We start from the raw sequence: 25,782 nt of genomic DNA, 5'->3' as shown, positions 1-25,782 counted from the left end.
GAACAAACATTCGCAGGGGTGATAGGAAATGAAGGGATTTTCACCGGTAGTTATGCTAATATCTATTTTTGCAGCAGGGTTTTTTATGTTTGCCCATCAGACACATGTTGAAGGCTCGAAGGAGTATATGGAGATTACAGTTAATAAGGGAGATTCACTCTGGAAAATTGCAGAAGAATATACTAAGGACCACAAAAGCAATTGGGCATTTGTAGACTGGGTGGAGAAGAACAACGGAATACAGGCAGGGGCCATTACACCGGGCCAGAAGCTCATCATTCCAATCAAAGCAGAAAAAGACAGGTGATGTTACTTGAACGCCATTATTTATTGCAGGGTAAGCACAGAGAAGGAGGAGCAGGCCGCTTCTCTTTCCCGGCAGGAAGAAGAATTAACAAGATTGGCTAAAGAGCATGATTTTACGATCGTTTCTGTCATCAAGGAACGGGAAAGCGGGTACAGCCTCGAACGGGAAGGCTTGCTGCGCATCATTGAAATGGCCCAGAGCGGTGAATTTGAAGTTCTTTTGGTATCAGATGATACCCGGCTGGGCAGGGGGAATGCCAAAATTGTACTGCTTCATGAACTGCTGAAACGTGAAATTAAAGTGTATACCTTCAGCAGCCAGGGAGAGTATCATCTTTCCGAGGCAGAATCGATGGTGCTTGAAATTGTGGCGGTGGTAGAGGAGTACCAGAGAAAGCTCCATAATTTGAAAATTAAACGTGGAATGAAAAAAGCGGTTCAAAAAGGGTACAAGCCGCAGAAAAATTTAAAGAATATCCACAATGGCGGCAGGGAGCGCAAAGAATTGCCGATTGAAGAAATCATTCGTCTTCGCAGGATGGATCTTACGTTCGCTGAGATTGCAGGAACCCTCCGGGGATTTGGATATGAAGCATCGAAAGCAACAGTTCACCGGCGGTATAAAGAGTATATAGAAAGTGCTGTGACTGGAAACCCTACCTGATATTCGTTTATGATAGGCATATCGAATATAAAAGGAGAGGTGTTCATGCTTACACCAGACAAATTGGAACGGCTCAACTTTCTTGCAAAGAAGTCGAAACAAGAAGGTTTATCCACTGAAGAAGCTGCAGAGCAAAAAGAATTACGAGAAGAGTATCTGAAGAATGTCAGAACTTCTTTTCAAAATAGATTGCATTCATTGACCATCATTGACCCTGAAGGCAATGATGTGACACCGGAGAAGCTGAAAGAAAGCAAAAAAAGCCAAAAAAATATAAAGCATTAAAAGGAAGCCTGATTTCAAATGAAATCAGGCTTTTTTTCTTGTTGCAAAATTCTGAATTTCCTATATACTGTACTATAACAACTTTGGAAGGGGAGAACAAAGTGACTTTTTCAATAACGGATTCTGTTGTAAAATTGTATCGTGAAATTGATTTGAACGAAGGTGAAGCCATTCGGCTTTTCGCAAGGTATGCAGGAAGCACTAGCCATGGCGGATACTCTGTAGGCGTAATTCCCGCAATGCCTGGTGATGGTGATCAGATCCATGAAGTGAGCGGACTGACGTTTTTTTTTAGACCGGACGATGAATGGATTCTTGAGGAAATGAAGCTGGATTATGATGAAACCGAAGACATCTTTTACTGTGACCTTCCCGCACTGGCGTAAGTGATACTGCCTGTATTATAACAAAAGTTATAATGCGGGCTTTTTTATTTGTATGAAGGCAATACTTTAAGGGAAACTAATGAAGGGCATTGTGCTTGTATAAACAGGCCAAAATGTTTATGATTGAATCGACAAATCTTTTACATATGTTCATATGTAGATGAAGGGATGATGAAATTAATGTCTACTGCTTCAATTGATCAATTATCAATTAACACAATTCGAACTTTGGCTATAGATAGCATCGAAAAAGCCAAATCGGGTCACCCGGGAATGCCTATGGGTGCCGCACCTATGGCTTACAGCCTTTGGACAAAGTTCATGAACCACAATCCTGAGAACCCGCAATGGTTCAACCGTGACCGTTTTGTACTGTCTGCAGGACACGGTTCCATGCTTTTATACAGCCTGCTTCACTTATCCGGTTATGATCTTTCCATGGATGACCTTAAAGAATTCCGTCAGTGGGGAAGCAAGACCCCTGGACATCCGGAATACCGTCACACTGCTGGGGTTGATGCCACAACTGGACCACTCGGACAAGGTATTGCGATGGCTGTTGGTATGGCAATGGCTGAACGCCACCTCGCTGCGACTTACAACAAAGATGGCTTTGAAGTGGTTGACCACCATACTTACTCTATCTGTGGTGATGGAGACCTAATGGAAGGTGTATCAGCTGAAGCAGCTTCACTTGCAGGCCACCTTGGTCTTGGTAAACTGGTTGTTATGTATGATTCCAACGATATTTCACTTGATGGTGATTTGCACCTTTCTTTCTCTGAAAGCGTGCAGGATCGTTTTAAAGCCTATGGCTGGCAAGTGATTCGTGTCGAAGACGGCACTGATCTTAAAGAGATCGAAAATGCGATCGCTGAAGCGAAAAAAGATACAAAACATCCAACACTTATTGAAGTTAAAACCGTAATTGGTTTTGGATCTCCAAACAAATCCGGTAAATCAGCTTCCCACGGTGCACCGCTTGGATCAGATGAAGTTAAACTGACGAAAGCGGCGTATGACTGGGTATTTGAAGAAGACTTTTACGTTCCGGACGAAGTGAGAGATCATTTTGCTTCAGTAAAAGAGGAAAACCAAAAGAAAGAAGCAGAATGGAATGACTTGTTTGCCCGCTATGAAAAAGAGCACAGCGAAGCAGCTGCTCAATTAAAGTTGGCAATTGACAACAAGCTTCCAGAAAACTTTGATGCAAACCTTCCTGAGTTTGATAAAGCGATCGCAACACGTGCTTCATCAGGGAATGCATTAAATGCTTTTGCTCAAAACATTCCTTGGCTGTTTGGTGGTTCTGCTGACCTTGCGGGATCCAACAACACCATGCTAAAAGGTGAAACCAATTTCAGCCGCGAAGATTACAGCGGACGCAACATCTGGTTTGGTGTTCGTGAATTCGCAATGGGTGCTGCGGTCAACGGTATGGCGCTCCATGGCGGATTAAAAGTTTTTGGTGCAACATTCTTCGTATTCTCCGATTACTTGCGTCCGGCCATTCGCCTTGCGTCCATTATGGGTCTTCCTGTAACCTTCGTATTCACGCATGACAGTGTGGCTGTTGGGGAAGACGGACCTACTCATGAACCGGTTGAACAGCTTGCGTCACTTCGTGCAATGCCTGGATTATCTGTAATCCGTCCTGCAGATGCATATGAATCTGTGGCAGCATGGAAATTGGCTCTTGAAAGCACAGATACACCAACGGCTCTTGTGCTTACAAGGCAAGCTCTTCCGATTTTGCCTGGAACAAAAGAGAATGCATATGAGAACGTTAAAAAAGGTGCTTATATCATTTCAGAAGCGGAAGGAACTCCACAAGCGATTCTTCTTGCTTCCGGATCTGAGGTAAGCCTTGCAGTTGAAGCTCAAAAATCACTGAAAGAAGAAGGAATCAACGTTTCTGTCGTTTCCATGCCTTCTTGGGACCGATTTGAACAGCAATCTGCTGAATACAAAGAAAGTGTATTCCCTTCTTCTGTACGTGCACGCCTTGGCATTGAAATGGCTGCTTCTCAAGGCCTTCATAAATATGTTGGACTTGAAGGCGACGTATTAGCGATTGATAAGTTTGGCGCTTCTGCACCAGGAAACAAAATCATCGAAGAGTACGGCTTCACTGTTGAAAATGTTTCTAACAAAGTTAAAGCATTGTTGAAATAATAAAAAATGGCCCGGAGGAAATCCTCCGGGTCTTTTTTGCGTTCGACAAAAGTAGTGATTTCAATCTTCAACATCAGACAACTTTTTTTTAGGACATGCTTTATACTGAGGAAAAAAGCGAGAGTAGGTGGCGGGGGCTTGAGAGAGTATTTCATTTATAAACTAAAAGATGAAGTTGCTGAACGATACTTTGGAAAAGAGTCAAAGCTTTTTCAGCTCTTTTTAGAGGAATACAAAACCTTTACCGCTCAGAAGGATGTCCTGCAAAAGCAAATCGAGTACATTACGTCTCCGCTACATGTTGATCCTTTACAAACCTTTTTAAAGCAAATGCTCCTCTCGAAGAAGGGGTTTCACACAGAAATTCATTCCTTTTTACTGGAAAGTGACAATAGTTCTGCCCGGCTCAGCTTCTCAGAACGCTACCTCATTCTTCAGAGTGTGGGTGGTTTTGAGGCGGAAACGATCATTTTTGAAACGATGCGCAAATACGAGCGCTGTTTTTTTGCCATGGATTTTAAATATTACCGTTATGGGTGGCTGAATCCGTTGAAACCGAGGACAGGGTACGGCTCATAAATATTTTAGTGTCCATCTTGTATATGTTTATCACTTTATAGTAAACTAGTGCTAGACAACATGAAGGAGGAAGTTTTACTATGTTTTATTATATCCTTGTGGGTATTCTAGCGCTTCTTGCAGGCGTAGCTATCGGCTTTTTCATTGCCCGCAAATACATGATGAGTTATCTGCAAAAAAATCCGCCAATTAATGAAAACATGCTTCGGGTCATGATGATGCAAATGGGCCAGAAACCGTCCCAAAAGAAAATTAACCAAATGATGCAGGCAATGAACAAACAAATGAAGTAATAAATCAGTGACAAGCTGATTTATCTTCAACGACGATAGAGAGTTGATCATTTCTTACGTCACTGGTTAAGTTCATCTTTATCCTTGATACCGGATTTGTTCTTCTTAGATCTCGTAATAAGCCGCCTTATGGTCCATGTGGACTGTAGGGTGGCTTTTTTTATTGCAGAAATGATTTTTAAAATTTTCATTATTTGGTAAAATAAAGAGGGTGTTTTTGGGGGAAGGGGATGCTGGGCTTGAATGTGTTTATGGATTTGATGTGGTACTTTAAACAGGAAAAAAGAAGGTACCTGACCGGAATTGCTTTGCTAGCACTTGTGTCGCTGTGCCTTCTGGTTCCGCCAAAAATCATTGGCTATACGGTTGATCATATAAAAAGTAATTCGTTGACCGGAAAACAGCTGGGGAGTTACATGCTGATTCTGGCGTTGGTCGCGGTTATTGTATACTTATTGCGTTTTTTCTGGAGAGTTCTGATTTACGGAGCCTCCATTCAACTGGCTTTGCTGCTGAGGAACCGGCTTTATACCCATTTTACGAACATGTCCCCCCGCTTTTATCAAAAAAAGAGAGTAGGAGATTTGATGGCCCACTCCACCAATGATCTCCAGGCGATTCAGCAAACAGCAGGGGACGGGGTGCTGACGCTCGTTGATTCCTCGATGATGGGTGGTTTTACGCTGATTACGATGGCTGCTACCATCAGCTGGAAGTTGACGCTCATCAGTCTGCTCCCGCTTCCGGTCATGGCCTGGTCAACCAGCCGGTATGGTAGCATGCTGCACGAGCGCTTCCATAAAGCGCAGGAAGCTTTCTCTGAGATGAACGATAAAGTGCAGGAAAGCATTTCGGGAGCACGGGTCATCAAAGCGTTTGGACAGGAAGAGCAGGACGTGGATGCCTTCAAAGCATTATCGAAGGATGTAGTCCAAAAAAACATTTCCGTGGCCAAGGTGGATGCTTTGTTTGATCCGACGATATCTCTCGTTGTCGGCGTTTCTTTTTTTCTTGCGGTTTCCTATGGCTCTTCCCTTGTTATAAACGGAGAGCTCACGATCGGACAGCTTGTCTCTTTTACAAGCTACCTTGGTCTCCTGATCTGGCCAATGCTGGCATTTGGCTGGTTGTTTAATATTGTTGAAAGAGGAAGAGCTTCCTATGACCGCGTGACAGATCTATTAAAAGTCAATGACGTGATCTCTGAAAAAGAGGATGGATTACAGGAGCCGCCTGCCGGATCGATCGAGATGAAGCTGACATCTTTTTCATATGATGAAAATGGTCCAGCGGCTCTAAAGGACATTTACTTTGAACTGGCGGCAGGGAAAACCATGGGGATTGTCGGCAAGACAGGCAGCGGAAAAACGACCCTCTGCCGGCTATTGCTCAAAGAGTTTCAAGTGGGAGATCATCAGATCATACTGGCCGGACATGATATAAACGATTATCGTCTTCATGCGGTAAGAGAAGCCATCGGGTATGTGCCGCAGGACCATTTTCTCTTTTCTGCAACCGTTGCTGAGAATATTGCCTTTGGAAAATATCATGCTTCCTTTCAAGAAATCAAACAGGCATCAAAGGATGCGGCCGTTTACGAGGATATCGTTCAATTTAAAGACGGGTTTGAAACGGTCGTGGGCGAGCGAGGCGTGACTCTCTCCGGCGGGCAGAAACAGCGGATTTCCATCGCGCGTGCCCTGCTAACAGATCCCGAGCTGCTTATTCTTGATGATTCCCTGTCGGCCGTTGATGCCAGGACAGAAGAAAACATTCTGAAAAACCTGAAAGGCAAGCGGAAAGATAAAACGACGATCATTACCGCTCACAGACTGTCTAGTGTGGATCATGCCGATCTGATCATTGTGCTGGATGAAGGCAGGATAATCCAAAAAGGAATACATGAAGAACTGATTGCAATTCCTGGATGGTACAGGGATACGTACGAAAGCCAGGCATTGGAATCATTGATCGCAAAAGGAGGATGAACATGGACCGGGCAAATACGGAAGAAATCAAGCAGCGGGCTGTGTTCAACCGGCTTCTCTCTTATTTAAAACGCGATCAGAAAAGGCTCATTTTAGCTTTTGTACTGTTGATAATCGCGACGGGAACCGATCTTCTCGGTCCGATACTTATTAAAGTATTTATTGATGATCACCTGACACCGCGAAATTTTGATCATACCATCATACTCCTTCTGGCGTTGGGATACATCAGTATTATTGTATTGTCATGTATTCTGAATTACATACAGCTTGTTTTGTTTCAAACGGCCGCCATGAACATCATTCAGAGCATGAGAATCGATGTGTTTACGAAGGTGCATGGCCTGGGGCTTCGTTTTTTTGACCGTACACCTGTGGGGAGTCTTGTTTCAAAAATAACGAACGACACAGAAGCGATCAAGGATTTTTATGTGAGTGTTCTTTCCGCGTTTGTCCAGAATATCGTATATTTAGCAGGCATATTTATCGCGATGTTTTACTTGAATGTAAAATTGGGATTGTTCTGCCTGATGCTGTTGCCGGTGATTGCGTTCATCATGGTCTTGTACCGAAAATTCAGCTCCCAATCGTTTTTGCATATGCGCGAAAAACTCAGTGAACTGAATGCCAAGCTTAATGAGTCGCTGCAGGGAATGAGCATTGTCCAAGTCTTTAACCAGCAGAAGCGGCTCAAAAAAGAGTTTGCGGATGTGAACCGGGAACATAATGAAGCATGGATGAAAAATATTAAATACAATGGCCTATTGCTTAGGCCCGCGGTGGATCTTGTGTATGTTCTCGCCATCATGATTGTTCTTTCATTTTTTGGTATCAAATCATTTTCGAGCCCGGTTGAAATTGGCGTCATTTATGCGTTCGTCAATTATATGGACCGCTTTTTTGAACCCGTCAACATGCTCATGATGAGGCTGTCGATGTTTCAGCAGGCCATTATTGCCGGAGGCAGGATGTTTGAACTGCTGGACGAAAATGATAAAGCTCCAGGGGCAGAGGGCGGCCGCCATCCAGTCATTACCGAGGGGGCCATTGAGTTTAAAAATGTTACGTTCTCCTATGATGGCAAGCACCCTGTTCTAAAAAATATTTCGTTTCATGCCCGCCCCGGTGAAACGGTGGCACTTGTCGGGCATACCGGCAGCGGCAAAAGCTCGATCACCAATTTGTTGATGAGGTTTTATGAACTGGGGCAGGGAGAGATTACAATCGATTCGGTTCCGCTGTCATTTTACGATAATCATGAATTAAGAAGCAAAATGGGACTGGTACTGCAAGACTCATTTCTTTTTGCCGGTACTATCTCTCATAACATCTCCTTATTCAATACGAACATTACAAGGGAGCGGATGAAGGAGGCAGCGGCTTTCGTACAGGCTTCCGAATTTATCGAAAAATTGCCAGAAGGTTATGATCAGGAAATCGGCGAGAGGGGGTCGACCTTCTCTACTGGTCAGCGCCAGCTCATTACATTTGCCCGTACGATGGCTTTTGAGCCTAAGATCCTTATTCTGGATGAAGCCACCGCGAATATCGATACGCAAACAGAAGATGCGATTCAGCATGCCCTGCAAAAGATGAGGGCAGGAAGAACCACCATCGCCATAGCCCACCGGCTTTCAACCATTCAGGATGCCGACCAAATTCTTGTCCTTCACAAAGGAGAAATTGTGGAACGGGGAACTCACCAGCAATTGATTCAAATGAAAGGGCTTTATTATAAAATGTATGCTCTTCAACAAAAAGACAAACTTTCAGAAGAGGTGGGCTAGAAAATCCTTTTTTCATTGAAGAACAGGTCCACTTTCATTTAAACTTAAAGTATTACATATAGAGGAGTCGACACAATGGACTTAAATATTTGGCTCGCTTTCGGAGCAGGATTGCTTTCCTTCATTTCACCCTGCTGTCTGCCGCTTTATCCAGCCTTTCTTTCCTACATCACCGGTATCTCGGTCCGGGATCTGAAAGAAGAACATGGGATGAAAAAGAAGCAGGCGCTGCTGCACACGTTTTACTTCCTGCTCGGATTTTCGATTATATTCTTCGTGCTTGGACTATCGTCATCGTACATCGGCGGTCTGTTTGCGCAATACAAAGATTTCCTCCGTCAGTTTGGAGCTATTATCATCGTCGTTTTTGGACTTCTGGTGCTTGGTGTATTTCAGCCTGCTTTTTTAATGAAAGACAGGAAGCTCACATTTAGAAACCGGCCGACGGGATATCTGGGTTCAGTGTTGATCGGAATTGGATTCTCTGCCGGATGGACACCGTGTACCGGACCCATCCTCGGTGCGGTGATTGCACTCGCGGTCTCCAACCCGGGAGCTGGGATGCTGTATATGGGCTGCTATGTGCTCGGTTTTGCTGTTCCGTTTTTCTTTTTAAGCTTCTTTTTGGATAAACTAAGCAGTATTAAACGGTACAATGTGCAGATCATGAAATCAGGCGGTTTTCTTATGGTTGCCATGGGGGTCGTGTTATACTTTGATTGGATGACGAAAGTTACTTCATTTCTTGTGAACCGGGTGTTTGGCGGCTTTCAAGGATTTTAGGGAGGTACAGCTTGGAGAGAAGCAGTAACGATCTTATTTTAAAAACCACCACAAATATTATCGTGTTTATCATTCTTGCTTTTTCGGTCAATTCTTTTTTCTCCGGCCATAACGCGCCGGGCGGGGGATTTATTGGAGGATTGATGGGAGCGGGAGCGATTGTTCTTTTATATCTGGCATACGGTATCGGGCCGATCAATCGTGTGATTCCGGTGAATTATCGAATTGTGCTCGCAGCGGGCCTTTTAATTGCTTTTTTGACAGGCATAGGCTCGTTTGTGTTTGGCGTTCCGTTTTTAAGCCATTCATTTGGACACTTTCATCTGCCGCTGCTCGGTGATACTGAGCTTGCCACAGCCATGCTGTTTGATCTTGGCGTTTATCTGACGGTCCTTGGCGTAACCATGACAATTATCTTATCGATCGCAGAGGATGATGGGGATACATCCGATTAAGAAAGAAGGAAAGAATGTTGTTCTTCATTGCGAGCAGTATTTTGGCAGCTGTCATGGCTGTAACTGTTATTTTTGTTCGTTTAAAAGCTACGAAAAAACCGGCTTCTTTAAAAAAAATTATCCTGCCTCCGTTTTTCATGTCGACCGGCTTTCTGATGTTTGTGGTTCCCGTGTTTCGGGTCACATGGATGGAAGCAGGGGAGGCCTTTCTGGTAGGCTGTCTTTTTTCCATATTCCTTATCAAAACGAGTAAGTTTGAGAAGAGGGGAGGGGAAGTCTACCTGATCCGGTCCAAGGCGTTTGCCGCGATTTTGATCATTTTGTTTTTGGTCCGTATGGCGATGAAAACCTACCTTGGACATCAGATCTCTTATCCGGAAACGAGCGGGTTGTTTTTTATCGTGGCGTTTGGCATGATCCTCCCCTGGAGGGTTGCCATGTATTTTGGCTACAAAAAAGTGCTGCAATCATAAAAAACTCGATCACCAATTGGTGGTCGAGTTTTTTATTATCCCAGTAAGCTCCGGTAAGGGGAGAGGTCGATCTGCTTTTCGTTTAGTTTTTTTACCAGCCATTTGTGGTCGCGTTTGGGAGTTGCAATAATGTAACCGCGAACAATCAAATCCTGAGTCATCACCGAAGCTTTTTCGGTCATGGCAAGTTCCCCGATTTTCCCCGCTATCTTTTCGCGTGCCACGTCCCGAAACAATTCGGGTACCGGTGAGACGAGTTCTTCCAAAAATTCCTTTTGTTTTGGTGTCCATAGGTGTTTCGTTTGGGAGATGTAATACTCCTGCCAATCAAGTATGGACCTGCCGTCTTCTTTCGGAAGCCGTTTTAAAAACTTCCGAAACATAAAATATCCGCCGATCGCAAACATGGAGATTAAAAAAATGGTCCAAAGTGCGATGAACAAAAAAAAGCCTGTAGACATGTTTGTCACCCCGATCGATATGGTTGCCAGAAACCACATTATGTATCCTTTCTTCATTATATAGGGGGAAAGTGCATTAAATCAATATCCATCTGTCAGTGAGTGTAGAGAGGGGAGGGGCTCGGGAAATAATTCAAAACGACAGCAAACGACATGGTTTTTAGACTATAACAGATAAGAAATTCAAACTATAACAGTTTTCAGGCTGGTACAGAAGGTTATAAACAATGATACAGGGTGAGTTGTGGATAAGTGTGAATAACCGAAACTGTGGATAAACATGGGGAAAACTCGGTATGCATAAATATTCACCACTGCATAAAATAAATATACATTGATGCATAAAATTGGTTTTGTTTCGGAGGAAAGGGAACGATACCCCCCTATTGTGTATTGGGTTTGGGAAATAATAGGTCCTCGGCTTGACTTCTATCCATCAGCAAAGGTACGCTGTCCGTACAAGTAATCATTTTTATGGAGGTGCTTTTAAGCGTGCGGTTGAAAAATAAACGAGTTTTAAGTTTTGTGCACCATGACTTTGAAGATCTGGAATTATGGTATCCGATTTTGCGTTTGCAGGAAGAAGGAGCTTCCGTGGAACTTGCCGGGGAAAAAGCAGGAGAAGTATACAAAGGAAAATACGGAGTGCCGGCCACTGCTCAGCTTTCGTTTGATGACGTTGATCCGGCAAATTATGATGCGCTGCTCGTTCCGGGAGGCTGGGCGCCGGACAAGCTGAGACGTTTTCCGAAAGTGATCGAAATCGTGAGGCACATGGAAGAACACCACAAGCCGATCGGACAGATTTGTCACGCGGGATGGGTGCTGATTTCCGCTAAAATTCTTAAAGGCAAAAAGGTAACAAGCACACCTGGAATTAAGGATGATATGGAGAATGCAGGTGCGGAGTGGCACGATGAAGCCGTAGTGGTTGACGGTCATTTGGTTTCAAGCCGCCGTCCGCCGGACCTGCCGCCATATGTGAAAGCATTTGCCGATGTGATTGCAGGGGATTACGAGAGACAATAAAAAAAGAAGGCGGCGCTGCCGTCTTCTTTTTATCTTTTTATTTATGATCTAATCATTTATATTGGCGGGACCATGTGGGAATCGAACCCACCGGAGACGGCACGCGCCTCCCAAAAAGTTTTGAAGACTCAGGCAAGCACCAGCTACGCTTCTGGCCCCGAGACAGTAACTTTATTTTTTGATCAGTTCTTCTTCAAAATAAAAAGTTGAAGGGTTTTCTTTTACCACATAAGAATAGCGTTTCATATTTTTGATAAATTTGCAGCGTAATACTGTAACCATCTCATCGGTTGCTTTGATTTTAACGGATTCTCCCGCGGTATACAGGTTTGTTTTCAGTTTCGCTCTCTCCTTTGTTCATTATAAAAATTAATTATTCTTGACGTGAAAAAAGAGTGAAGAATTCACTCTTTTACTACTTTCCAGTCATATAAATCTTCAACCTGGCAGTCAAGTTCTTTTGCGATGGCCATTGCATTGCTCAAGCTCATAACTTTTTTAGATTGATAATCGTTTAATTGATCCACTGAAATATTCGTACTTTTAGAAAGAGCTTCAATCTTCATTTTTTTTTTCGCGATCAATGATTTCAGGTTGCTTTTCTTCGGCTTATAATTGCTCAAAACGCCACCTCACTTTTATTAAGTATAGCACAATGCAGGCAGGATAGATAGTTTTGATAACATGATGACTGTACGGCATGATAAAATGAACCCAAATGAAAACAAAAAGGGAGGCGGGAACTTTGGCAACAAAACATGTCACGATCGGCATTGCCGGCCATATTGATCACGGAAAAACTGCTTTGACGAAAGCACTCAGCCAGGTGGATACCGATACGCTGAAAGAGGAAAAAGAACGAGGCATTACGATTGAACCGGGGATCGCCCCTTTTTCGTTAAGTGAAAGTATTTCCGCCGCCATCATCGATGTGCCGGGGCATGAAAGATTTATCCGCCAGATGATTGCCGGTGTCGCCGGAATTGACTTGGTGATCCTTGTCATCGCGGCTGACGAAGGCATCATGCCGCAAACTCTTGAGCACCTTGAAATTTTGCAGTTCCTCGGTGTTACACAAACGGTTTGTGCCGTAACTAAGAGTGATAAACTCGATCCCGAATGGAGGGAATTGCTGAGAGACGAGATTGAAGGGCTCACAAAAGGGATGGCTCTCGAGGAGATTCCAATTCACTTTGTCGACAGCCTGAGCGGGAAGGGAATCGCATCTTTAAAAAATCGGCTAGTTCAGCTGGCGAAAACCGTTCCATCAAAAAGCCGTTCCGGTCCGTTCCGGCTGCCTATCGACCAAGCCTTTACCGTTAAAGGACAGGGAACAGTGGTGCGAGGAACAATTGTTGAAGGATCTGTCACGACCGGTGACCTGGTCGCATTGGAGCCGGGGGAGGAACACGTGCGGATTCGGCAGCTGCAGGTACACAATAAAGTGGTTGAGACGGCCGGTGCCGGCCAGCGAGCGGCCTTGAACCTGGCAGGTGTAAGCAGGGAAGAGCTTAAACGGGGACATGTGCTCGTTTCTCCAGGTCAGTATCCGGTAAGTGATTGTTTGGACGTTCTGCTGAATCTCTCGAAAAACGCAAAAAATCTGAAGCAGCGCCAGCTCATTAAGTTTTACATAGGAACGTCTGAAGTAATGGGGAAAATTGTTTTCTTCGACCGGAATGAAACCAGGGAAAAAGAGAATGAGATCTATTGCCAGGTGAGATTGGTGCAAACGGTAGTTGCCAGAAAAGGCGATCGGTTTATTCTCAGGCGGCCTTCTCCGGAAGAAACCATAGGTGGTGGTGAAATCATCGATCCTATGGGGGGGAAATATCGATTTGGCATGCCTACCGTCAATCGTCTAAAGGAAAAAAAGGAAGGAACACCGGTGGAGTGGGCAGTGAGGGAACTAAAACGCAGCGGCGCTTTATCAGAAGAAGAACTCTACACAGTACTCGGCATGAATGATGATTTTTCAGATACCATAAAAGAGCTTCTATTAACCTCTTTCATCACAGAAATTCAAAAGGGTGTTTATGCGCTCACTGAAAAAGTGAATGAAATAAAAGAAGCGCTGACCCGTCGTGTAACAGAATACCAACAGAGGCATACTCTTCGCCAGGGGATGGACAAAGCGGAACTGCTTCACAGCTTCCGGGATGAAAAGGAAGAATTAATGCAGTATGGCCTAAAAGAAGTGCTTGCCGAAGAGGTTCTTGTACAGGAGAACCAGTTCATCCGTCATTATTCATTCGCACCCCATGTGCCGGCAGGGTGGGAAAAACGCTTTGAGAAGCTTGAGAAAAAAATGCTCAGTCAGGGATTGGAAGCTCCGCCGTTTAAGGAGCTTTACCAGGAAGGGCAGCTTCCATCTGACCTTTATCAGGAGGTTGTCCGTTTTATGACCAACTCGGATGCCGCTTATAAACTTGATGATGACAGGCTGATTCATGCCCTTGTGGTTCATAAACAAATGGAAGTATTGGAGAACACATTCCCTGAATCCTTTTCTGTTCAAGACGCCAAAGTGGTGCTTGGGGTTTCACGAAAGTTTTTGATACCATATCTCGAACTATTAGACAGGATGGGGTACACCGTACGCGATGAGGGGAAACGAAGGTGGAAAAATAAAAAAACTCCGAAATAACGGAGTTTTTTTAGTAAATGACATGAATCAGTTTTTCGCTGCGTTCGGATACCGTTCCGATTTTGGCGGCATGAACCACGCCGGCTCTGTGAAGATCAGCGAGACAGTCATCCGCTTCCTTTGCAGGTATGCTGATCAGTAGCCCGCCTGATGTAACGGCATCACATAAGATCCATTGATCACTTTCCTGCAAATCGCTGTGATAGGTGATCACATCTTTTATCCACCGGTGATTTGCTTTGGTTCCCCCGGGAACCACGCCATCATGAGCGAGTTCTTTTGTTCCCTCAACGACCGGAACAGCAGAATACGTGATGTTCATTGAAACCTTCTGACTGCCTTTGGCCATTTCGCTTGCATGCCCGAGCAGCCCGAATCCCGTAACATCTGTCACGGCATTTGGATGATAAGAACCCAAGGTTTCGGCCGCTTTTTTGTTAAGACTGGCCATGATTTCAGAAACCTCTTGAATTTGTGCGTCATTCAACCGTCCCTGTTTAATGGCGGTCGTCTGAATACCAATGCCAATGGGCTTGGTCAAAATAAGCACATCACCGGGCTTGGCCCCGACATTTTTGTAAATGCGGTCAGGATGGACAAATCCTGTAACGGAGAGTCCGAATTTCGGCTCCTGGTCGTCAATAGAATGTCCCCCGACGATGGCTGCACCTGATTCTTTTACCTTATCGGCAGCGCCTTTCATGATTTGAGCCAACACGTCATGTCCAAGTTTCTTTAATGGAAACCCGACAATATTAAGAACGGTCTTTGGCGTGCCGCCCATCGCATATACATCACTTAACGAATTGGCAGCGGCGATTTGGCCAAACATATAAGGATCATCGACGATTGGAGTAAAGAAGTCCACCGTCTGGATCAAAGCAAGTTCATCGCTTACTTTATAAACCCCGGCATCATCGGATGTTTCGAGTCCCACGATCAGGTTGGGATCCGGTTCTCTTTCTGGTAAATGACACAAAACTTGTGCCAGGTCCTCTGGACCAATTTTGCAGCCTCAGCCGCCTTTTGTGGAAAGCTGGGTTAATCGAATTTTATCCTGGCTTGTCATGTGCTGCACCCCCTTAACAATTAGTATAATCATTTTTGGGCGAAAGTGCGAAACACTTGACCTGAGGAAAAATTACAATGATGTATAAATGAAAGGAAGTAAGCTCTATGGAAGAGTTACGATTACTGCCTTCTGTTCATGCCGTTTTGCAACAGAACGATTGGGAAGGCGGGGAAAAGGGCATTCCCGCCTCTGTTATAAAAAAATGGGTGCAAGAAGAATTAGATGTCCTGCGCCTTTCCTTGATGAATGGAAGTTATAAGGAAGGTTGGGAGAGGAAACGGTTTTTGGCTGCTGTAAGTGCTGGTGTCCGTAAAAAGATGGAGATCAATGGGGCTTACACTTTAAAAAAAGTTGTTAATGCATCAGGCGTAGTCCTACATACAAATCTTGGACGGGCACGCTTAAGTTCGGCTGCAGTGGCACATGTGCTTGAGGCTGCCTCTTCTTATACCAATTTGGAATACAGCCTCGAACAAGGAACACGCGGATCGCGCCATGACATTATCGAAAATCAAATTTGCGATATTACAGGCTGTGAGGCGGCGATGGTGGTCAACAATAATGCGGCTGCTGTATATATGGTTTTATCGGCATTGGCCAAACAAAAAGAAGTAATCGTTTCGAGGGGAGAACTGGTGGAGATCGGCGGTTCCTTTCGCATTTCTTCCATTATGGAAGAAAGCGGTGCAATTTTGAAAGAGGTGGGAACAACTAACCGGACACACCTTCATGATTACGCCTCAGCGATCGATGAGGAAACGGCCATACTGATGAAAGTACATACAAGCAACTTTAAGATCACAGGATTTACCAAAACGGTTTTCTCACAGGAACTGCTCGCTTTAAAAGAACAGCACCCAGAGCTGATCGTATACGAAGACCTGGGCAGCGGTTCATTATTTCCTTTTGCCCGATACGGAATTGGAGAAGAGCCAGAAATAAAAAGAAGTATAGCTGCTGGGCTTGATCTTATTTCGTTCTCCGGGGACAAACTGATCGGGGGACCGCAGGCAGGCATCATTGCAGGGAAGAGTAAATGGATCAATCAACTTAAGAAACATCAGCTGGCAAGGGTGCTTCGTGTCGACAAACTGACATTGGCGGCCCTTGAAGCCACCCTGCTTTCCTACCACCAGGAAGAGGCGGCCAGAGAAATTCCTGTTATTCGCGACATAATTAGGGCAGAAGAAGAAATAAGGGTTCAAGCCGAACGGATTAAAGAGAAGCTCGAATCAGTGTATGAATGCCATATCAGGAAGGGACATTCCATGGTAGGCGGAGGAACAATGCCTGACGTTGTGCTGCCCACCTATATTATAGAAGTAACTCATCCCGCTTTCTCTGCTCCCGAGCTTTCATGGAGGCTTAGGGAACAATCTGTACCAGTGATTGTCACCGTCAAAAATGACTGTTGCCACATCGATCCAAGGACCGTAGATGAAGCGGATGAGGCTGCACTGCTTTCTGCTTTTCTTTCCCTTTAAAAAAAGCCAGCTTTTTGGCTGGCTTACATTTTTCCGCCGTGATTTTGGCGCGTATGATTTCGGTTTTTCACTTTCTTTGAACCGCTTAACGGTTCCGGCTGCCCGGGGTTTTCACCTTTCGGGGCATTTTTTCGAATATCTTTAAACCGGTTGTGCTCTGTCATAGGTGACCTCCGAAATTGAATAATTTTCCGCTTGTTTTGGCATAGTAAAGGCATCTCAATCAAAAAGGAGAACAACAATGCCGTATCATAAAGACAAGCAACAAGCGTTTCAGGATGCAGAAAAAGGGTATTCGCAGGCCGTTGAAGCCCATCAGCTGATTCAGTCAGATGCTGAGGACTATGGCACAAGGGTTAAAGAACTGAGAAAAGAGGCAGAGGAAGCTCTGCAGCAGATCGATAATGCACTTGAAGTGTCTTCCGAACATCAAAGACAGCAGCTTGAGCAATACCGTGCGCAGCTTCAGGGCTACATAAACCAGTACCCGAATTAATGACGTTTTTTCGTCTTCTTATTGTTTTGCTTTTGGGCTTCGGTTAACGGTTCATTCTGTGCCTGCAGCTGTTCATTGCCGAACTCTGTATCATAACCAGCACCGCCGCCTTGTGCTTTTGCTGCGTTCATGCCCGGACGGACATGATTGGCTTTTCCTTTAGGCTTGGACATTTGTATTCCACCCCCTTGTCTGTTAGTCTGCACAGTAGCACGAAAAAAAGCACTCCCTATTTCTGGAGTGCTTTTTTAAAAGTGGTAATTCAACTATTTTTTCCTGAACCAGTCGATCAGGAGCCAGATTCCGCTCAAACCTACGAGGACATAAATGACCTGCCCGGTCGTGGAACCGCTTCCAAAAATAGCGCTGACTACATTAGTATCAAATAATCCGATTAATCCCCAGTTCAATGCTCCGATAATCGCAAGCAATGTGGCCAAATGTTTTAAGATCGCCATGCCGTCGACACTCCTTTCTTTTTCATATTGAAGTCTTTATATCATACGAAGACCTAACGGTTTGGTGATTATTTAACCTTATAAGATTTACTTATATTGTTTAATAACTTTTCTGTACTTTACTTATTGAAAGCACTTTCGTATGATAAGAAAGGGAAATGATTGTAGAATAGATAGACCGAATTTTGCAGGGGATTTAGCAATTTTTCGACAATTTTTCTCTGAATTAGTGTATGATGGGTATGATGGTTTTTTTGAAGGAGGAGAGTGGAGTAATGAGTAAACAACAAAATGATGTTTTCAAGGCGCGTTCATCATTCAGCGTCAATGGAAAAACCTACAACTATTATCGTCTAAAGGCACTCGAAGAAGCGGGTGTGGGCAAAGTTTCCAAATTGCCTTATTCCATTAAAATCTTGCTTGAGTCTGTCTTGCGTCAATATGACGGCCGAGTAATTTTGAAAGAACATATTGAGAACCTCTCTAAATGGGGAACTGCAGACGTAAAAAATATCGATGTTCCTTTCAAACCGTCCCGCGTTATCCTGCAGGACTTTACAGGTGTTCCGGCAGTGGTTGACTTGGCTTCCCTAAGAAAAGCCATGAAAGATATGGGTGGAGACCCTGCACAAATCAATCCTGATATTCCGGTTGACCTTGTCGTTGACCACTCTGTCCAAGTTGATAAATTTGGTACAGCTGACTCTTTAAATGTAAACATGAATCTTGAATTTGAACGAAACGAAGAACGTTACAAGCTGCTCAGCTGGGCACAATCCGCGTTTGACAACTACCGTGCTGTTCCACCTGCAACAGGAATCGTTCACCAGGTAAACCTTGAGTATCTTGCATCCGTGGTTCAAAGCCATGAAATTGACGGAGAACTTGAAGCCTTCCCTGATTCATTGGTAGGAACTGATTCCCATACGACCATGATCAACGGTCTTGGCGTACTGGGGTGGGGTGTTGGTGGTATCGAGGCGGAAGCTGGAATGCTCGGACAGCCGTCTTATTTCCCTGTGCCTGAAGTTATTGGTGTAAAGCTTGTTGGTGAACTTCCTGACGGCGCAACTGCTACTGACCTTGCGCTTAAAGTTACCCAAGTCCTTCGTGAGAAAAAAGTAGTTGGCAAGTTTGTTGAATTCTTTGGTCCTGGACTTGCTGAAATGCCTTTGGCTGACCGTGCGACCATCTCCAACATGGCTCCTGAATATGGTGCTACTTGCGGATTCTTCCCGGTTGATGAAGAGGCGCTTAACTATCTTCGCCTGACTGGAAGAACTGAAGATCAAATCAAGCTTGTTGAAGAATACAGCAAAGCGAACGGCTTGTTCTACACTGCAGGTCTTTCTGAAGATCCAATTTTCACTGACGTGGTGGAAATCGATCTTGCTCAAATCGAGTCCAACCTTTCCGGACCAAAACGTCCGCAAGATTTGATTCCTCTTTCTAAAATGAAAGAAGCTTTCAATAAAGCGCTTGTTTCTCCACAAGGAAATGCAGGCTTTGGCCTGACTGAAAAGGAAATCAATAAAGAAGCAACCATTAAGCATCCAAACGGCGAAAAATCCGTGATGAAAACCGGAGCTGTTGCGATTGCGGCGATCACAAGCTGTACCAATACTTCCAACCCTTATGTAATGCTTGGTGCTGGTCTTTTGGCGAAAAAAGCGGTTGAAAAAGGATTAAAAGTACCTGGATATGTGAAAACTTCACTTGCTCCAGGATCCAAGGTTGTTACAGGCTACCTTGAAAATGCAGGGCTTATGCCTTACCTGGATCAACTTGGCTTCAACCTTGTTGGATACGGCTGTACGACTTGTATCGGTAACTCCGGTCCTTTGTCACTTGAAGTAGAACAAGCGATTGCCAAGAATGACCTAACCGTCACTTCTGTACTTTCAGGTAACCGTAACTTTGAAGGACGTATTCACCCGCTAGTGAAAGCAAACTACCTGGCTTCTCCGCCGCTCGTTGTTGCATATGCGCTTGCAGGAACAGTTGATATTGACCTGCAAACGGATTCCTTTGGAAAAGACAGCGAAGGCAATGATGTTTACTTCAAAGACATCTGGCCATCTTCTGCAGAAATTAAAGAAGCAATGAGCCAGGCGGTAACTCCTGAATTGTTCAAAAAGGAATACGAAGATGTATTCGATGAGAATGCACGCTGGAACGCATTAAAAACAACTGGAGATAAGCTTTACAGCTGGGATGACAATTCCACTTACATCCAGAACCCGCCGTTCTTCGAAAATCTTTCTGCGGAACTTAAAGAAATTCAGCCGCTTAAAGACCTTCGCCTGATTGCGAAATTCGGAGATTCTGTTACTACTGACCACATTTCACCGGCTGGAGCAATTGCCAAAGATTCTCCTGCAGGGAAATACTTGATCAGAAATGGTGTAGAACCACGTGAATTCAACTCATACGGTTCCCGCCGAGGAAACCATGAAGTCATGATGCGCGGTACGTTTGCGAACATCCGTATCCGTAACCAGATCGCTCCTGGAACTGAAGGCGGATGGACAACATACTGGCCGAATGAAGAAGTCATGAGCATCTATAAAGCAGCGATGAAATACAAAGAGAACAATACTGGCTTGATGGTCATTGCCGGTAAGGACTATGGAATGGGAAGCTCCCGTGACTGGGCAGCTAAAGGTACAAACCTTCTTGGAATCCAAACCGTTCTTGCTGAAAGCTTCGAGCGTATTCACCGCAGCAACCTTGTACTGATGGGCGTTCTTCCATTGCAGTTTAAAGAAGGCGAAAACGCTGAAACGTATGGTCTGACTGGAAAAGAATCTTTCACTGTACAAGTGGACGAAAATGTGAAACCTCGTGACGTCGTTAAAGTTACAGCAGTATCCGAGGATGGCACAAAAACTGAATTTGATGTGGTTGCCCGTTTTGACAGTGAAGTGGAGATCGATTACTATCGCCATGGAGGAATTCTTCCAATGGTTCTCCGCAACAAGATTGCCAACAAGCAGCCACAAAGCTAATAAACGAAGCTCTCCATTTTGGAGGGCTTTTTTTTTTTGCTTATTTTTCTGAACATTTGAATAAAAAATCGTCATTCTGTCAAGAGTAATAACAAACCAATCAGGAAGAAGGAATGTAAGAGTGAGAAAAAGCAGACATGCCTCGTTTAAAGACTTGGTGTTGGAAAATAAACGCGAGTTATTGAGCAATCAGAATGAAATGGAAAGAATTGAAAAGAAGCTGGAAGAAAGACATACAAGAAGAGCCTAAAAGAGACAGGAAGTACCTGTTTCTTTTTTGATTTGCGGGAAAAGCTAGAAAGGAGCTTGCCGGCAGGATTGATACCCAGCAAGCCCAAAGCCCTTTAAGGAGGTTGAAGCAATGAGCAACCCAAAAAGACATCCTCAGGCGTTCGTGCCGAGCCACCTAGGCACACAGCCTCGGGTAGGGAAAGGCAACAAGGGGAAGCAAATGGCCAATAAAGGCAACGAGCATCCCGATTATGTACCTCCAAAAGGATAACTTTTATACCATGCCATTTTGCTTATCGAGCAAAGTGGCTTTTTTTGTCCCATTTTCTGCTTGTTATGTTTACTACCACCATATAAATCGACAAAAAGCGAATAATTGTATATAGAGGAGAAATAGGAGGGGTAGGGTTGATTACTGCTGAAGTAAAGCCGCTGCCTGTTTCAACCAAAAAAGAAGACCAGGATTTGCTTTACCGCGAACTCGAGCTGCAAATGCAGCGTCTTGGCCATCTTGTTCCTTTTCGTGAAGAACTCAATTGGGAAAATGAGATTGGAACGGTTGAGATAGGTTCAGAAACCATTATTACAAAATTAAAGAAAGCTGCCGCAAAAAGTGACGGTGTGCTTTTGTTATACGCAAAGCTGACAAAAGGCACTGTGTATCAGCACATTATTATGCATCCAAACGTCGAAGGATTTTACCTGCCGTTTCGTTTTGAAGAGCCTTTTTTTATTACGGTAAAAAATAAAAAAATCTGGATCGGCTCGTCCATCCGTCTGGCTGAAGAATTGAACTGGCTTGAAATTACAATGCGAAATCACGATCAGCAAGAAGTCGTGGAGTGCTGGAGCGCTTTAAAGGCATTATGCGAGCTCAGCACGGAACACAACTCGCCGATTATCTTGAAAAAGCTTGGATAACGTATAGATTCTCCGGTTTGATACAAACTATAATGGATCAAATATCAGGAGGACAGATAATCATGGCGAAACCAGATGATAGAAGCAATAATGCTGAAAGACTGCAGCAAATGGTTGAAAACACACAAGAAAACATTCAGGAAGCAAACGACTCCCTGCAAAATACGGACATGACGGATCAGCAAAAACAGCAAATCCGTGAAAAAAACCAGCGAAGAGAAGAAAGCATTCAGTCGTTTCAAAATGAAATACAGGATGAACAGTCTTTCCGCAAAAACCAATAAGTGAGAAACAAACCCCCATTCCTGGGGGTTTTTGCATTTTATTTTTATGGTCCTCCTTCCTGTGGTACACTCAAATTCGAGGTGAAAGCAAACGATGTTGCGATCAAAGACAAAAGTGGAAGTAAGGTATGCTGAAACCGATCAGATGGGTGTCGTTTATCATGCCAATTATCTGGTCTGGTTTGAGCTGGGAAGAACCGCTTATATTCGAGACCTGGGCTTCAGTTATGCGCAAATGGAGAAGGATGGCATCCTCTCACCGGTGACGGAAATTCATGCGTACTACAAAAAGCCGCTGACTTATGGCCAGGAAGCTTTTGTGGAGACTTGGGTGGAGGAATATACCGGCGTGAAGGTGATTTATGGCTATGAAATTCGAAACAGCCACGGTGATCTGTGCATCACAGGCAGTTCCACTCATGTTTGTGTGAAAAAAGACAGCTTCAGACCAGTGTCCATGAAAAAATATTTTCCTGAATGGCATCTCGCGTATGAAAAAGAGAAAAAGCAGAAGCAGGAACTCTAATGGCATTCGGGTTGCAAAGAGAAGAGCTGAAGAACTGGAAGGCCGCAGTAAAGGACGGAGAAATCGCGTTTCTAACCCATTTTTGGTATGATCCACGTTTCCCTGACGTTAAAACTGTCACCAAAGTCGGCTGCCGTGATCTTTCCAAACTTGAAGAATGGGGAAGAAGGTATGGACTGAAGAAAGAATGGATCGACCACCATAACGGCTATCCCCATTTTGATTTGATGGGAACTAAACAGTCCGAAATCCTGAAAAGCGAAAACAAAATGGACCAGCTTGAGAAGCTGATAAAAAAGGGAAGGAACCACTAGTTTGCGGTTCCTTCCTTTTTTCATTATTCATACGAAAAATCAACATCTTCGTTCTCTTTATTAAAATCAATGGTCAAATCATGACCGTCAAAGTACCAAAGATCTTCCCGTTCCACGTAAAACGTAATACCGCCTTGCTCAACCGATGCTCCCGTTTCTTTAGGAGCTTCCTTTGCCACACCGAGTGAGAACCCGCTTTGTACCGTACTGCAGCCCCCAAGGCGCACATAAAAACGCAAGTGGTCACCCTCGCTTAATTCCAGTTCATTGCTGTACCAGGCTGCAGCAGGTTGTGTAATCGTAATTTTCATATCCATCCATCCTCTCTCTTCATCGACAAGAACACTTTCTTGTCTCCTTTAACACTCTCCTGATACTATAGCCGAGATCGATTTTTATGAAAAGAATTTTGTGTAACGGCTGACTTTTCTTCATCAGGCAAAAGGGGTATAGTCCATAAGTGGACTTCTTATTACAGACAGAAAGGATGATCAGGCCATGTTATCGGACATGCAGAAGATCTTTTTGCAGGCAAAAGACCAATTTACAGTCTCAGATCTTTTTTCTTCAGAGTTACATATTCTATTCATACTCGAATCTCCCCATCGTGAAGAAATTAAACATGGGGCACCATTGGCAGGATCTTCAGGTCGTTCTGTAAGCAAAGTGCTGTTTGGAGAACAGGAGAATTTGCCGTTTGGCCGGCTGCTGAAAAAGAATAGCGAACAACCGCCATACAACGGTCTCGGCATTATGAATGTCTGTCCGTTCCCGATGCAGAGTGCGGCCATTCCGTCCGGGGAATGGGTGAATGAGCATGCTGATTTTGTGAAGGTGATTGAAAAGGTACGAACATCCAATGATAAAGATGCCTTCAAACAGGACGATTGGAACACCTTTCAGGAAATTATGCTTACAGATTTTAGAGAGCGGTTGTCACAGCTGAGCAGCCGTCCGCTTGTGATCGTTCCCTGCGGCCGTTTTGCGCAAAAGCAATTCAGGCTCGCTGGTGTATTAGGCCCACGCTGGAGCCTCATCGAAAATGTTCCCCACCCATCCTATAATTCATGGACTAAGGAACGATACAGAACGCAAATTCAAGAAGTTAAACATGCAGTGGAGTCACTGCAAGCGGGGGAATTAAAATAAAAACATCGTGACTCCGTATAATACCGCCGTTATGCCCGCTGCAATCAGTGCGGGTTTTAATTTGTATTTGGCGTAATCTATCACCGGAATATTAAGGATACGGGCAATGGTGTTTGTGTCATCGCTTAGCGGGGAGGCAAATGCTCCGAACGTGCCGCTTGCAAAAACAGCGCCAATGACAAGCGGAAGGGAAATGCCGGCTGCTTCGGACATGGATATGCCAAGCGGCATTAAAATGCCCCACGTTCCCCAGGCCGACCCGATAAAATAAGAAACCGCACCACCGAAAATAAACAGCACCGGAGTCACAAAAGCCGCCGGAATCCATCCGGCATGGCTGGTAATGAATGCAGAAAAACCAAGCTTGTCCGTAACGGATGAAAGCCCCCATACCACAGTAAGGAGCACGATAACCGACATTAAATCATTGCCTCCAGCGATAAAGCCTTCCAGAAGCGGCCCCGTTTTCATACCTTGAAACCGATAAAAGATAATGGAAAACAAGATGGTAATCACAAGGGCAATGACCATCGCATCCAGTACATCCGCCTTAATAAAGGATTGAAGGAAGCCATTCGCTTTTTTGCTTCCGTCCCACCAGGTAAGCAGCAATGTGAGGACGACAGCAATAATGAGCGGAATTAAAAGGTTCCAAGGCTTTACCGGAAGCTCTTTGGAGACGGCAGGATCACAGTTGTGCCAATCCTCATCAGGCTGATCAATGGATTCGTTGCTGCTCATTGGCTTTGAGCTGGAATGGTGAAAAAAGCTTAGATAAATCCCCAGCAAAATCATCACAAAGGAAAAAAAATTGTAGGGAATGCTGCGGATAAATAAAGAATAAGCATCCTGGTGAATGTTTTCATTCTCGAGTGCCATATCCACAATAGAGGTCATGTAGCCGACAAACGCAGTTGCAACCGGAATTAAAACAATGATCGGCGTAGCGGTTGTCTCAATTACAAAACCCAGTTCCTGTGTTGACATTTTTACCTTTTTTAACAAGGACCGCATAATGGGGGCGATGGTAACAAAACGGAAACTCGGCGCACTGAATGTGCCGATGGTAGAAACATACGTCAGGAAAAGGGCGCCTTTTTTTGTTTTGATTTTTGAGGATGCGGCTTCCACAAATCCGCGGATCCCGCCTGACAGCTTAATGATGCCAACCAGTCCAGAAAACGCGTACAAAAAGAGCAGGATCTTCAGGTTGCTGTAATCGGTCAGCCCTTTAATAATAAAAGAAAGCATCTTTTTGAGACCGCCGACAAGGGATGGCTCAAGCAAATAGCAGCCGACAAGAAAACCGATAAATAAACCGGGCAGCACCTGCCGTGTTTTAATGGCGATGGGAATTACCACAAGAAAAGGTATAATGGACAGCCAGTTATGATTCATATGTCACCCGTTTCATCGAAAATAAACTAATGATTAGCATGCGATGGAACCAGGAAATTATTCTCTTTTTCCACTTGATCTATCGGAACGCGAAAGCATGTTAAGGTTGCAATATTTCTTCTGGCATGTT

Annotated in this window: 32 protein-coding genes and 1 tRNA gene; 24 read left to right on the top strand and 9 right to left on the bottom strand. The window is 44.4% G+C overall.

The genetic code is table 11. The annotated features are described in order from the left end of the window. Positions 1–28: 28 nt before the first annotated feature. The 12 genes from yneA (at position 29) to DMO16_RS05160 (ending at position 10,174) form a co-directional block, all read left to right on the top strand. Positions 29–307: a cell division suppressor protein YneA gene (gene yneA, locus DMO16_RS05215; RefSeq protein WP_061969756.1), complete on the top strand. Its 279-nt coding sequence runs from the start codon at positions 29–31 to the stop codon at positions 305–307. 6 nt (positions 308–313) lie between these two features. Next, entirely contained in the window at positions 314–970 is a 657-nt protein-coding gene (locus DMO16_RS05210; RefSeq protein ID WP_061969758.1) for a YneB family resolvase-like protein, read from the top strand. Positions 971–1,015: 45 nt separating this feature from the next. Next, positions 1,016–1,255 (top strand): DUF896 domain-containing protein, encoded by a 240-nt coding sequence (locus tag DMO16_RS05205; RefSeq protein WP_129475816.1) that lies wholly within the window; start codon positions 1,016–1,018, stop codon positions 1,253–1,255. A 101-nt stretch (positions 1,256–1,356) separates the two neighbouring features. Then, entirely contained in the window at positions 1,357–1,641 is a 285-nt protein-coding gene (locus DMO16_RS05200) for a HesB/YadR/YfhF family protein (RefSeq protein WP_129475814.1), read from the top strand. Between the two features lie 180 nt (positions 1,642–1,821). Next, a complete protein-coding gene (gene tkt / locus DMO16_RS05195; RefSeq protein ID WP_129475812.1) occupies positions 1,822–3,816 on the top strand; it encodes a transketolase in 1,995 nt (664 codons plus the stop codon). A 138-nt stretch (positions 3,817–3,954) separates the two neighbouring features. Then, a complete protein-coding gene (gene sirA / locus DMO16_RS05190) occupies positions 3,955–4,395 on the top strand; it encodes a sporulation inhibitor of replication protein SirA (protein WP_061969767.1) in 441 nt (146 codons plus the stop codon). Between the two features lie 80 nt (positions 4,396–4,475). Next, complete coding sequence (locus DMO16_RS05185) at positions 4,476–4,688, top strand: YneF family protein (RefSeq protein WP_061969769.1); 213 nt, start codon at positions 4,476–4,478, stop codon at positions 4,686–4,688. A gap of 239 nt (positions 4,689–4,927) precedes the next feature. Then, positions 4,928–6,676 carry an ABC transporter transmembrane domain-containing protein gene (locus tag DMO16_RS05180; RefSeq protein ID WP_129480311.1) on the top strand — a complete coding sequence of 583 codons (1,749 nt, stop codon included), beginning with the start codon at positions 4,928–4,930 and terminating at the stop codon, positions 6,674–6,676. Continuing rightward, entirely contained in the window at positions 6,673–8,463 is a 1,791-nt protein-coding gene (locus tag DMO16_RS05175) for an ABC transporter ATP-binding protein (RefSeq protein WP_425590063.1), read from the top strand. Before DMO16_RS05180 ends, DMO16_RS05175 begins: the two co-directional genes overlap by 4 nt. A gap of 75 nt (positions 8,464–8,538) precedes the next feature. Beyond that, complete coding sequence (locus DMO16_RS05170) at positions 8,539–9,246, top strand: cytochrome c biogenesis CcdA family protein (RefSeq protein WP_061969773.1); 708 nt, start codon at positions 8,539–8,541, stop codon at positions 9,244–9,246. A gap of 11 nt (positions 9,247–9,257) precedes the next feature. Next, positions 9,258–9,701: a Na(+)/H(+) antiporter subunit B gene (locus DMO16_RS05165; protein WP_206738056.1), complete on the top strand. Its 444-nt coding sequence runs from the start codon at positions 9,258–9,260 to the stop codon at positions 9,699–9,701. 14 nt (positions 9,702–9,715) lie between these two features. Further along, positions 9,716–10,174 (top strand): CcdC family protein, encoded by a 459-nt coding sequence (locus DMO16_RS05160; protein ID WP_061969777.1) that lies wholly within the window; start codon positions 9,716–9,718, stop codon positions 10,172–10,174. A 35-nt stretch (positions 10,175–10,209) separates the two neighbouring features. Here DMO16_RS05160 and DMO16_RS05155 read toward each other — a convergent pair whose 3' ends face one another. Next, positions 10,210–10,635, bottom strand: a complete 426-nt coding sequence (locus DMO16_RS05155; RefSeq protein WP_061971602.1) for a DUF2621 domain-containing protein — start codon at positions 10,633–10,635, stop codon at positions 10,210–10,212. Positions 10,636–11,127: 492 nt separating this feature from the next. Here DMO16_RS05155 and DMO16_RS05150 point away from each other — a divergent pair, with 492 nt between their 5' ends. Further along, positions 11,128–11,664: a type 1 glutamine amidotransferase domain-containing protein gene (locus DMO16_RS05150; RefSeq protein ID WP_129475806.1), complete on the top strand. Its 537-nt coding sequence runs from the start codon at positions 11,128–11,130 to the stop codon at positions 11,662–11,664. Between the two features lie 62 nt (positions 11,665–11,726). Here DMO16_RS05150 and DMO16_RS24135 read toward each other — a convergent pair. Together DMO16_RS24135 and DMO16_RS05145 are read right to left on the bottom strand one after the other, a co-directional pair. Further along, positions 11,727–11,823, bottom strand: a tRNA-Sec gene (locus DMO16_RS24135). 245 nt (positions 11,824–12,068) lie between these two features. After that, positions 12,069–12,287, bottom strand: a complete 219-nt coding sequence (locus DMO16_RS05145; protein WP_061969781.1) for a helix-turn-helix domain-containing protein — start codon at positions 12,285–12,287, stop codon at positions 12,069–12,071. A gap of 122 nt (positions 12,288–12,409) precedes the next feature. Between DMO16_RS05145 and selB the strand changes: the two genes are divergently transcribed. Next, the gene (gene selB, locus DMO16_RS05140) at positions 12,410–14,311 is read left to right on the top strand and encodes a selenocysteine-specific translation elongation factor (RefSeq protein ID WP_164988860.1); all 1,902 of its coding nucleotides are present in this window, start codon (positions 12,410–12,412) and stop codon (positions 14,309–14,311) included. 10 nt (positions 14,312–14,321) lie between these two features. On the opposite strand, the gene selD is transcribed toward selB, so the two are convergent. Beyond that, entirely contained in the window at positions 14,322–15,380 is a 1,059-nt protein-coding gene (gene selD, locus DMO16_RS05135) for a selenide, water dikinase SelD (RefSeq protein ID WP_129475802.1), read from the bottom strand. Between the two features lie 107 nt (positions 15,381–15,487). Between selD and selA the strand changes: the two genes are divergently transcribed. Further along, positions 15,488–16,867 (top strand): L-seryl-tRNA(Sec) selenium transferase, encoded by a 1,380-nt coding sequence (gene selA / locus DMO16_RS05130; RefSeq protein WP_129475800.1) that lies wholly within the window; start codon positions 15,488–15,490, stop codon positions 16,865–16,867. Between the two features lie 23 nt (positions 16,868–16,890). Here the strand turns inward: selA and DMO16_RS05125 are convergent, their stop codons facing one another. After that, positions 16,891–17,031 (bottom strand): small acid-soluble spore protein P, encoded by a 141-nt coding sequence (locus DMO16_RS05125; protein WP_061969788.1) that lies wholly within the window; start codon positions 17,029–17,031, stop codon positions 16,891–16,893. Positions 17,032–17,108: 77 nt separating this feature from the next. On the opposite strand from DMO16_RS05125, the gene DMO16_RS05120 reads away from it, so the two are divergent. Continuing rightward, positions 17,109–17,363 (top strand): hypothetical protein, encoded by a 255-nt coding sequence (locus tag DMO16_RS05120; RefSeq protein WP_061969790.1) that lies wholly within the window; start codon positions 17,109–17,111, stop codon positions 17,361–17,363. Here the strand turns inward: DMO16_RS05120 and sspO are convergent. Together sspO and DMO16_RS05110 are read right to left on the bottom strand one after the other, a co-directional pair. Continuing rightward, entirely contained in the window at positions 17,360–17,536 is a 177-nt protein-coding gene (gene sspO / locus DMO16_RS05115; protein WP_061969792.1) for a small acid-soluble spore protein O, read from the bottom strand. The two genes, DMO16_RS05120 and sspO, sit on opposite strands and share 4 nt — an antisense overlap. 93 nt (positions 17,537–17,629) lie before the next feature. After that, complete coding sequence (locus DMO16_RS05110; RefSeq protein ID WP_129475798.1) at positions 17,630–17,821, bottom strand: DUF378 domain-containing protein; 192 nt, start codon at positions 17,819–17,821, stop codon at positions 17,630–17,632. A gap of 275 nt (positions 17,822–18,096) precedes the next feature. Between DMO16_RS05110 and acnA the strand changes: the two genes are divergently transcribed. The 7 genes from acnA to DMO16_RS05075 all read left to right on the top strand — a co-directional run bounded on the left by acnA (position 18,097) and on the right by DMO16_RS05075 (position 23,105). Next, complete coding sequence (gene acnA / locus DMO16_RS05105) at positions 18,097–20,829, top strand: aconitate hydratase AcnA (protein WP_061969796.1); 2,733 nt, start codon at positions 18,097–18,099, stop codon at positions 20,827–20,829. Between the two features lie 121 nt (positions 20,830–20,950). Next, positions 20,951–21,079 carry an FbpB family small basic protein gene (locus DMO16_RS05100; protein ID WP_129475796.1) on the top strand — a complete coding sequence of 43 codons (129 nt, stop codon included), beginning with the start codon at positions 20,951–20,953 and terminating at the stop codon, positions 21,077–21,079. A gap of 111 nt (positions 21,080–21,190) precedes the next feature. Continuing rightward, positions 21,191–21,331, top strand: coding sequence for an acid-soluble spore protein N (locus DMO16_RS05095; protein ID WP_061969798.1), 141 nt, complete (start codon positions 21,191–21,193; stop codon positions 21,329–21,331). A gap of 137 nt (positions 21,332–21,468) precedes the next feature. Further along, the gene (locus DMO16_RS05090) at positions 21,469–21,981 is read left to right on the top strand and encodes a hypothetical protein (RefSeq protein ID WP_061969801.1); all 513 of its coding nucleotides are present in this window, start codon (positions 21,469–21,471) and stop codon (positions 21,979–21,981) included. 62 nt (positions 21,982–22,043) lie between these two features. Next, the gene (gene tlp, locus DMO16_RS05085; RefSeq protein ID WP_061969803.1) at positions 22,044–22,265 is read left to right on the top strand and encodes a small acid-soluble spore protein Tlp; all 222 of its coding nucleotides are present in this window, start codon (positions 22,044–22,046) and stop codon (positions 22,263–22,265) included. A gap of 94 nt (positions 22,266–22,359) precedes the next feature. After that, positions 22,360–22,791 carry an acyl-CoA thioesterase gene (locus DMO16_RS05080; protein WP_129475794.1) on the top strand — a complete coding sequence of 144 codons (432 nt, stop codon included), beginning with the start codon at positions 22,360–22,362 and terminating at the stop codon, positions 22,789–22,791. Next, positions 22,791–23,105, top strand: a complete 315-nt coding sequence (locus DMO16_RS05075) for a hypothetical protein (protein ID WP_129475792.1) — start codon at positions 22,791–22,793, stop codon at positions 23,103–23,105. Before DMO16_RS05080 ends, DMO16_RS05075 begins: the two co-directional genes overlap by 1 nt. Positions 23,106–23,128: 23 nt before the next feature. Here DMO16_RS05075 and DMO16_RS05070 read toward each other — a convergent pair whose 3' ends face one another. Then, positions 23,129–23,416 (bottom strand): HesB/YadR/YfhF family protein, encoded by a 288-nt coding sequence (locus DMO16_RS05070; protein WP_061971604.1) that lies wholly within the window; start codon positions 23,414–23,416, stop codon positions 23,129–23,131. 199 nt (positions 23,417–23,615) lie between these two features. On the opposite strand from DMO16_RS05070, the gene DMO16_RS05065 reads away from it, so the two are divergent. Beyond that, entirely contained in the window at positions 23,616–24,254 is a 639-nt protein-coding gene (locus tag DMO16_RS05065) for a uracil-DNA glycosylase family protein (protein WP_206738055.1), read from the top strand. Here DMO16_RS05065 and DMO16_RS05060 read toward each other — a convergent pair. Next, on the bottom strand, positions 24,246–25,652 hold the full coding sequence (locus DMO16_RS05060; RefSeq protein WP_129475788.1) for a Na+/H+ antiporter NhaC family protein: 1,407 nt from the start codon (positions 25,650–25,652) through the stop codon (positions 24,246–24,248). The two genes, DMO16_RS05065 and DMO16_RS05060, sit on opposite strands and share 9 nt — an antisense overlap. Positions 25,653–25,782 lie beyond the last annotated feature (130 nt).

Origin of the sequence: Fictibacillus sp. S7, assembly GCF_004127935.1 — a bacterium.
In the GTDB taxonomy this organism is placed as follows: Bacteria; Bacillota; Bacilli; order Bacillales; family Fictibacillaceae; genus Fictibacillus_C; species Fictibacillus_C enclensis.
The sequence above is the reverse complement of the archived record's forward strand: the minus strand, read 5'-3'. Positions and strand labels throughout refer to the sequence as shown.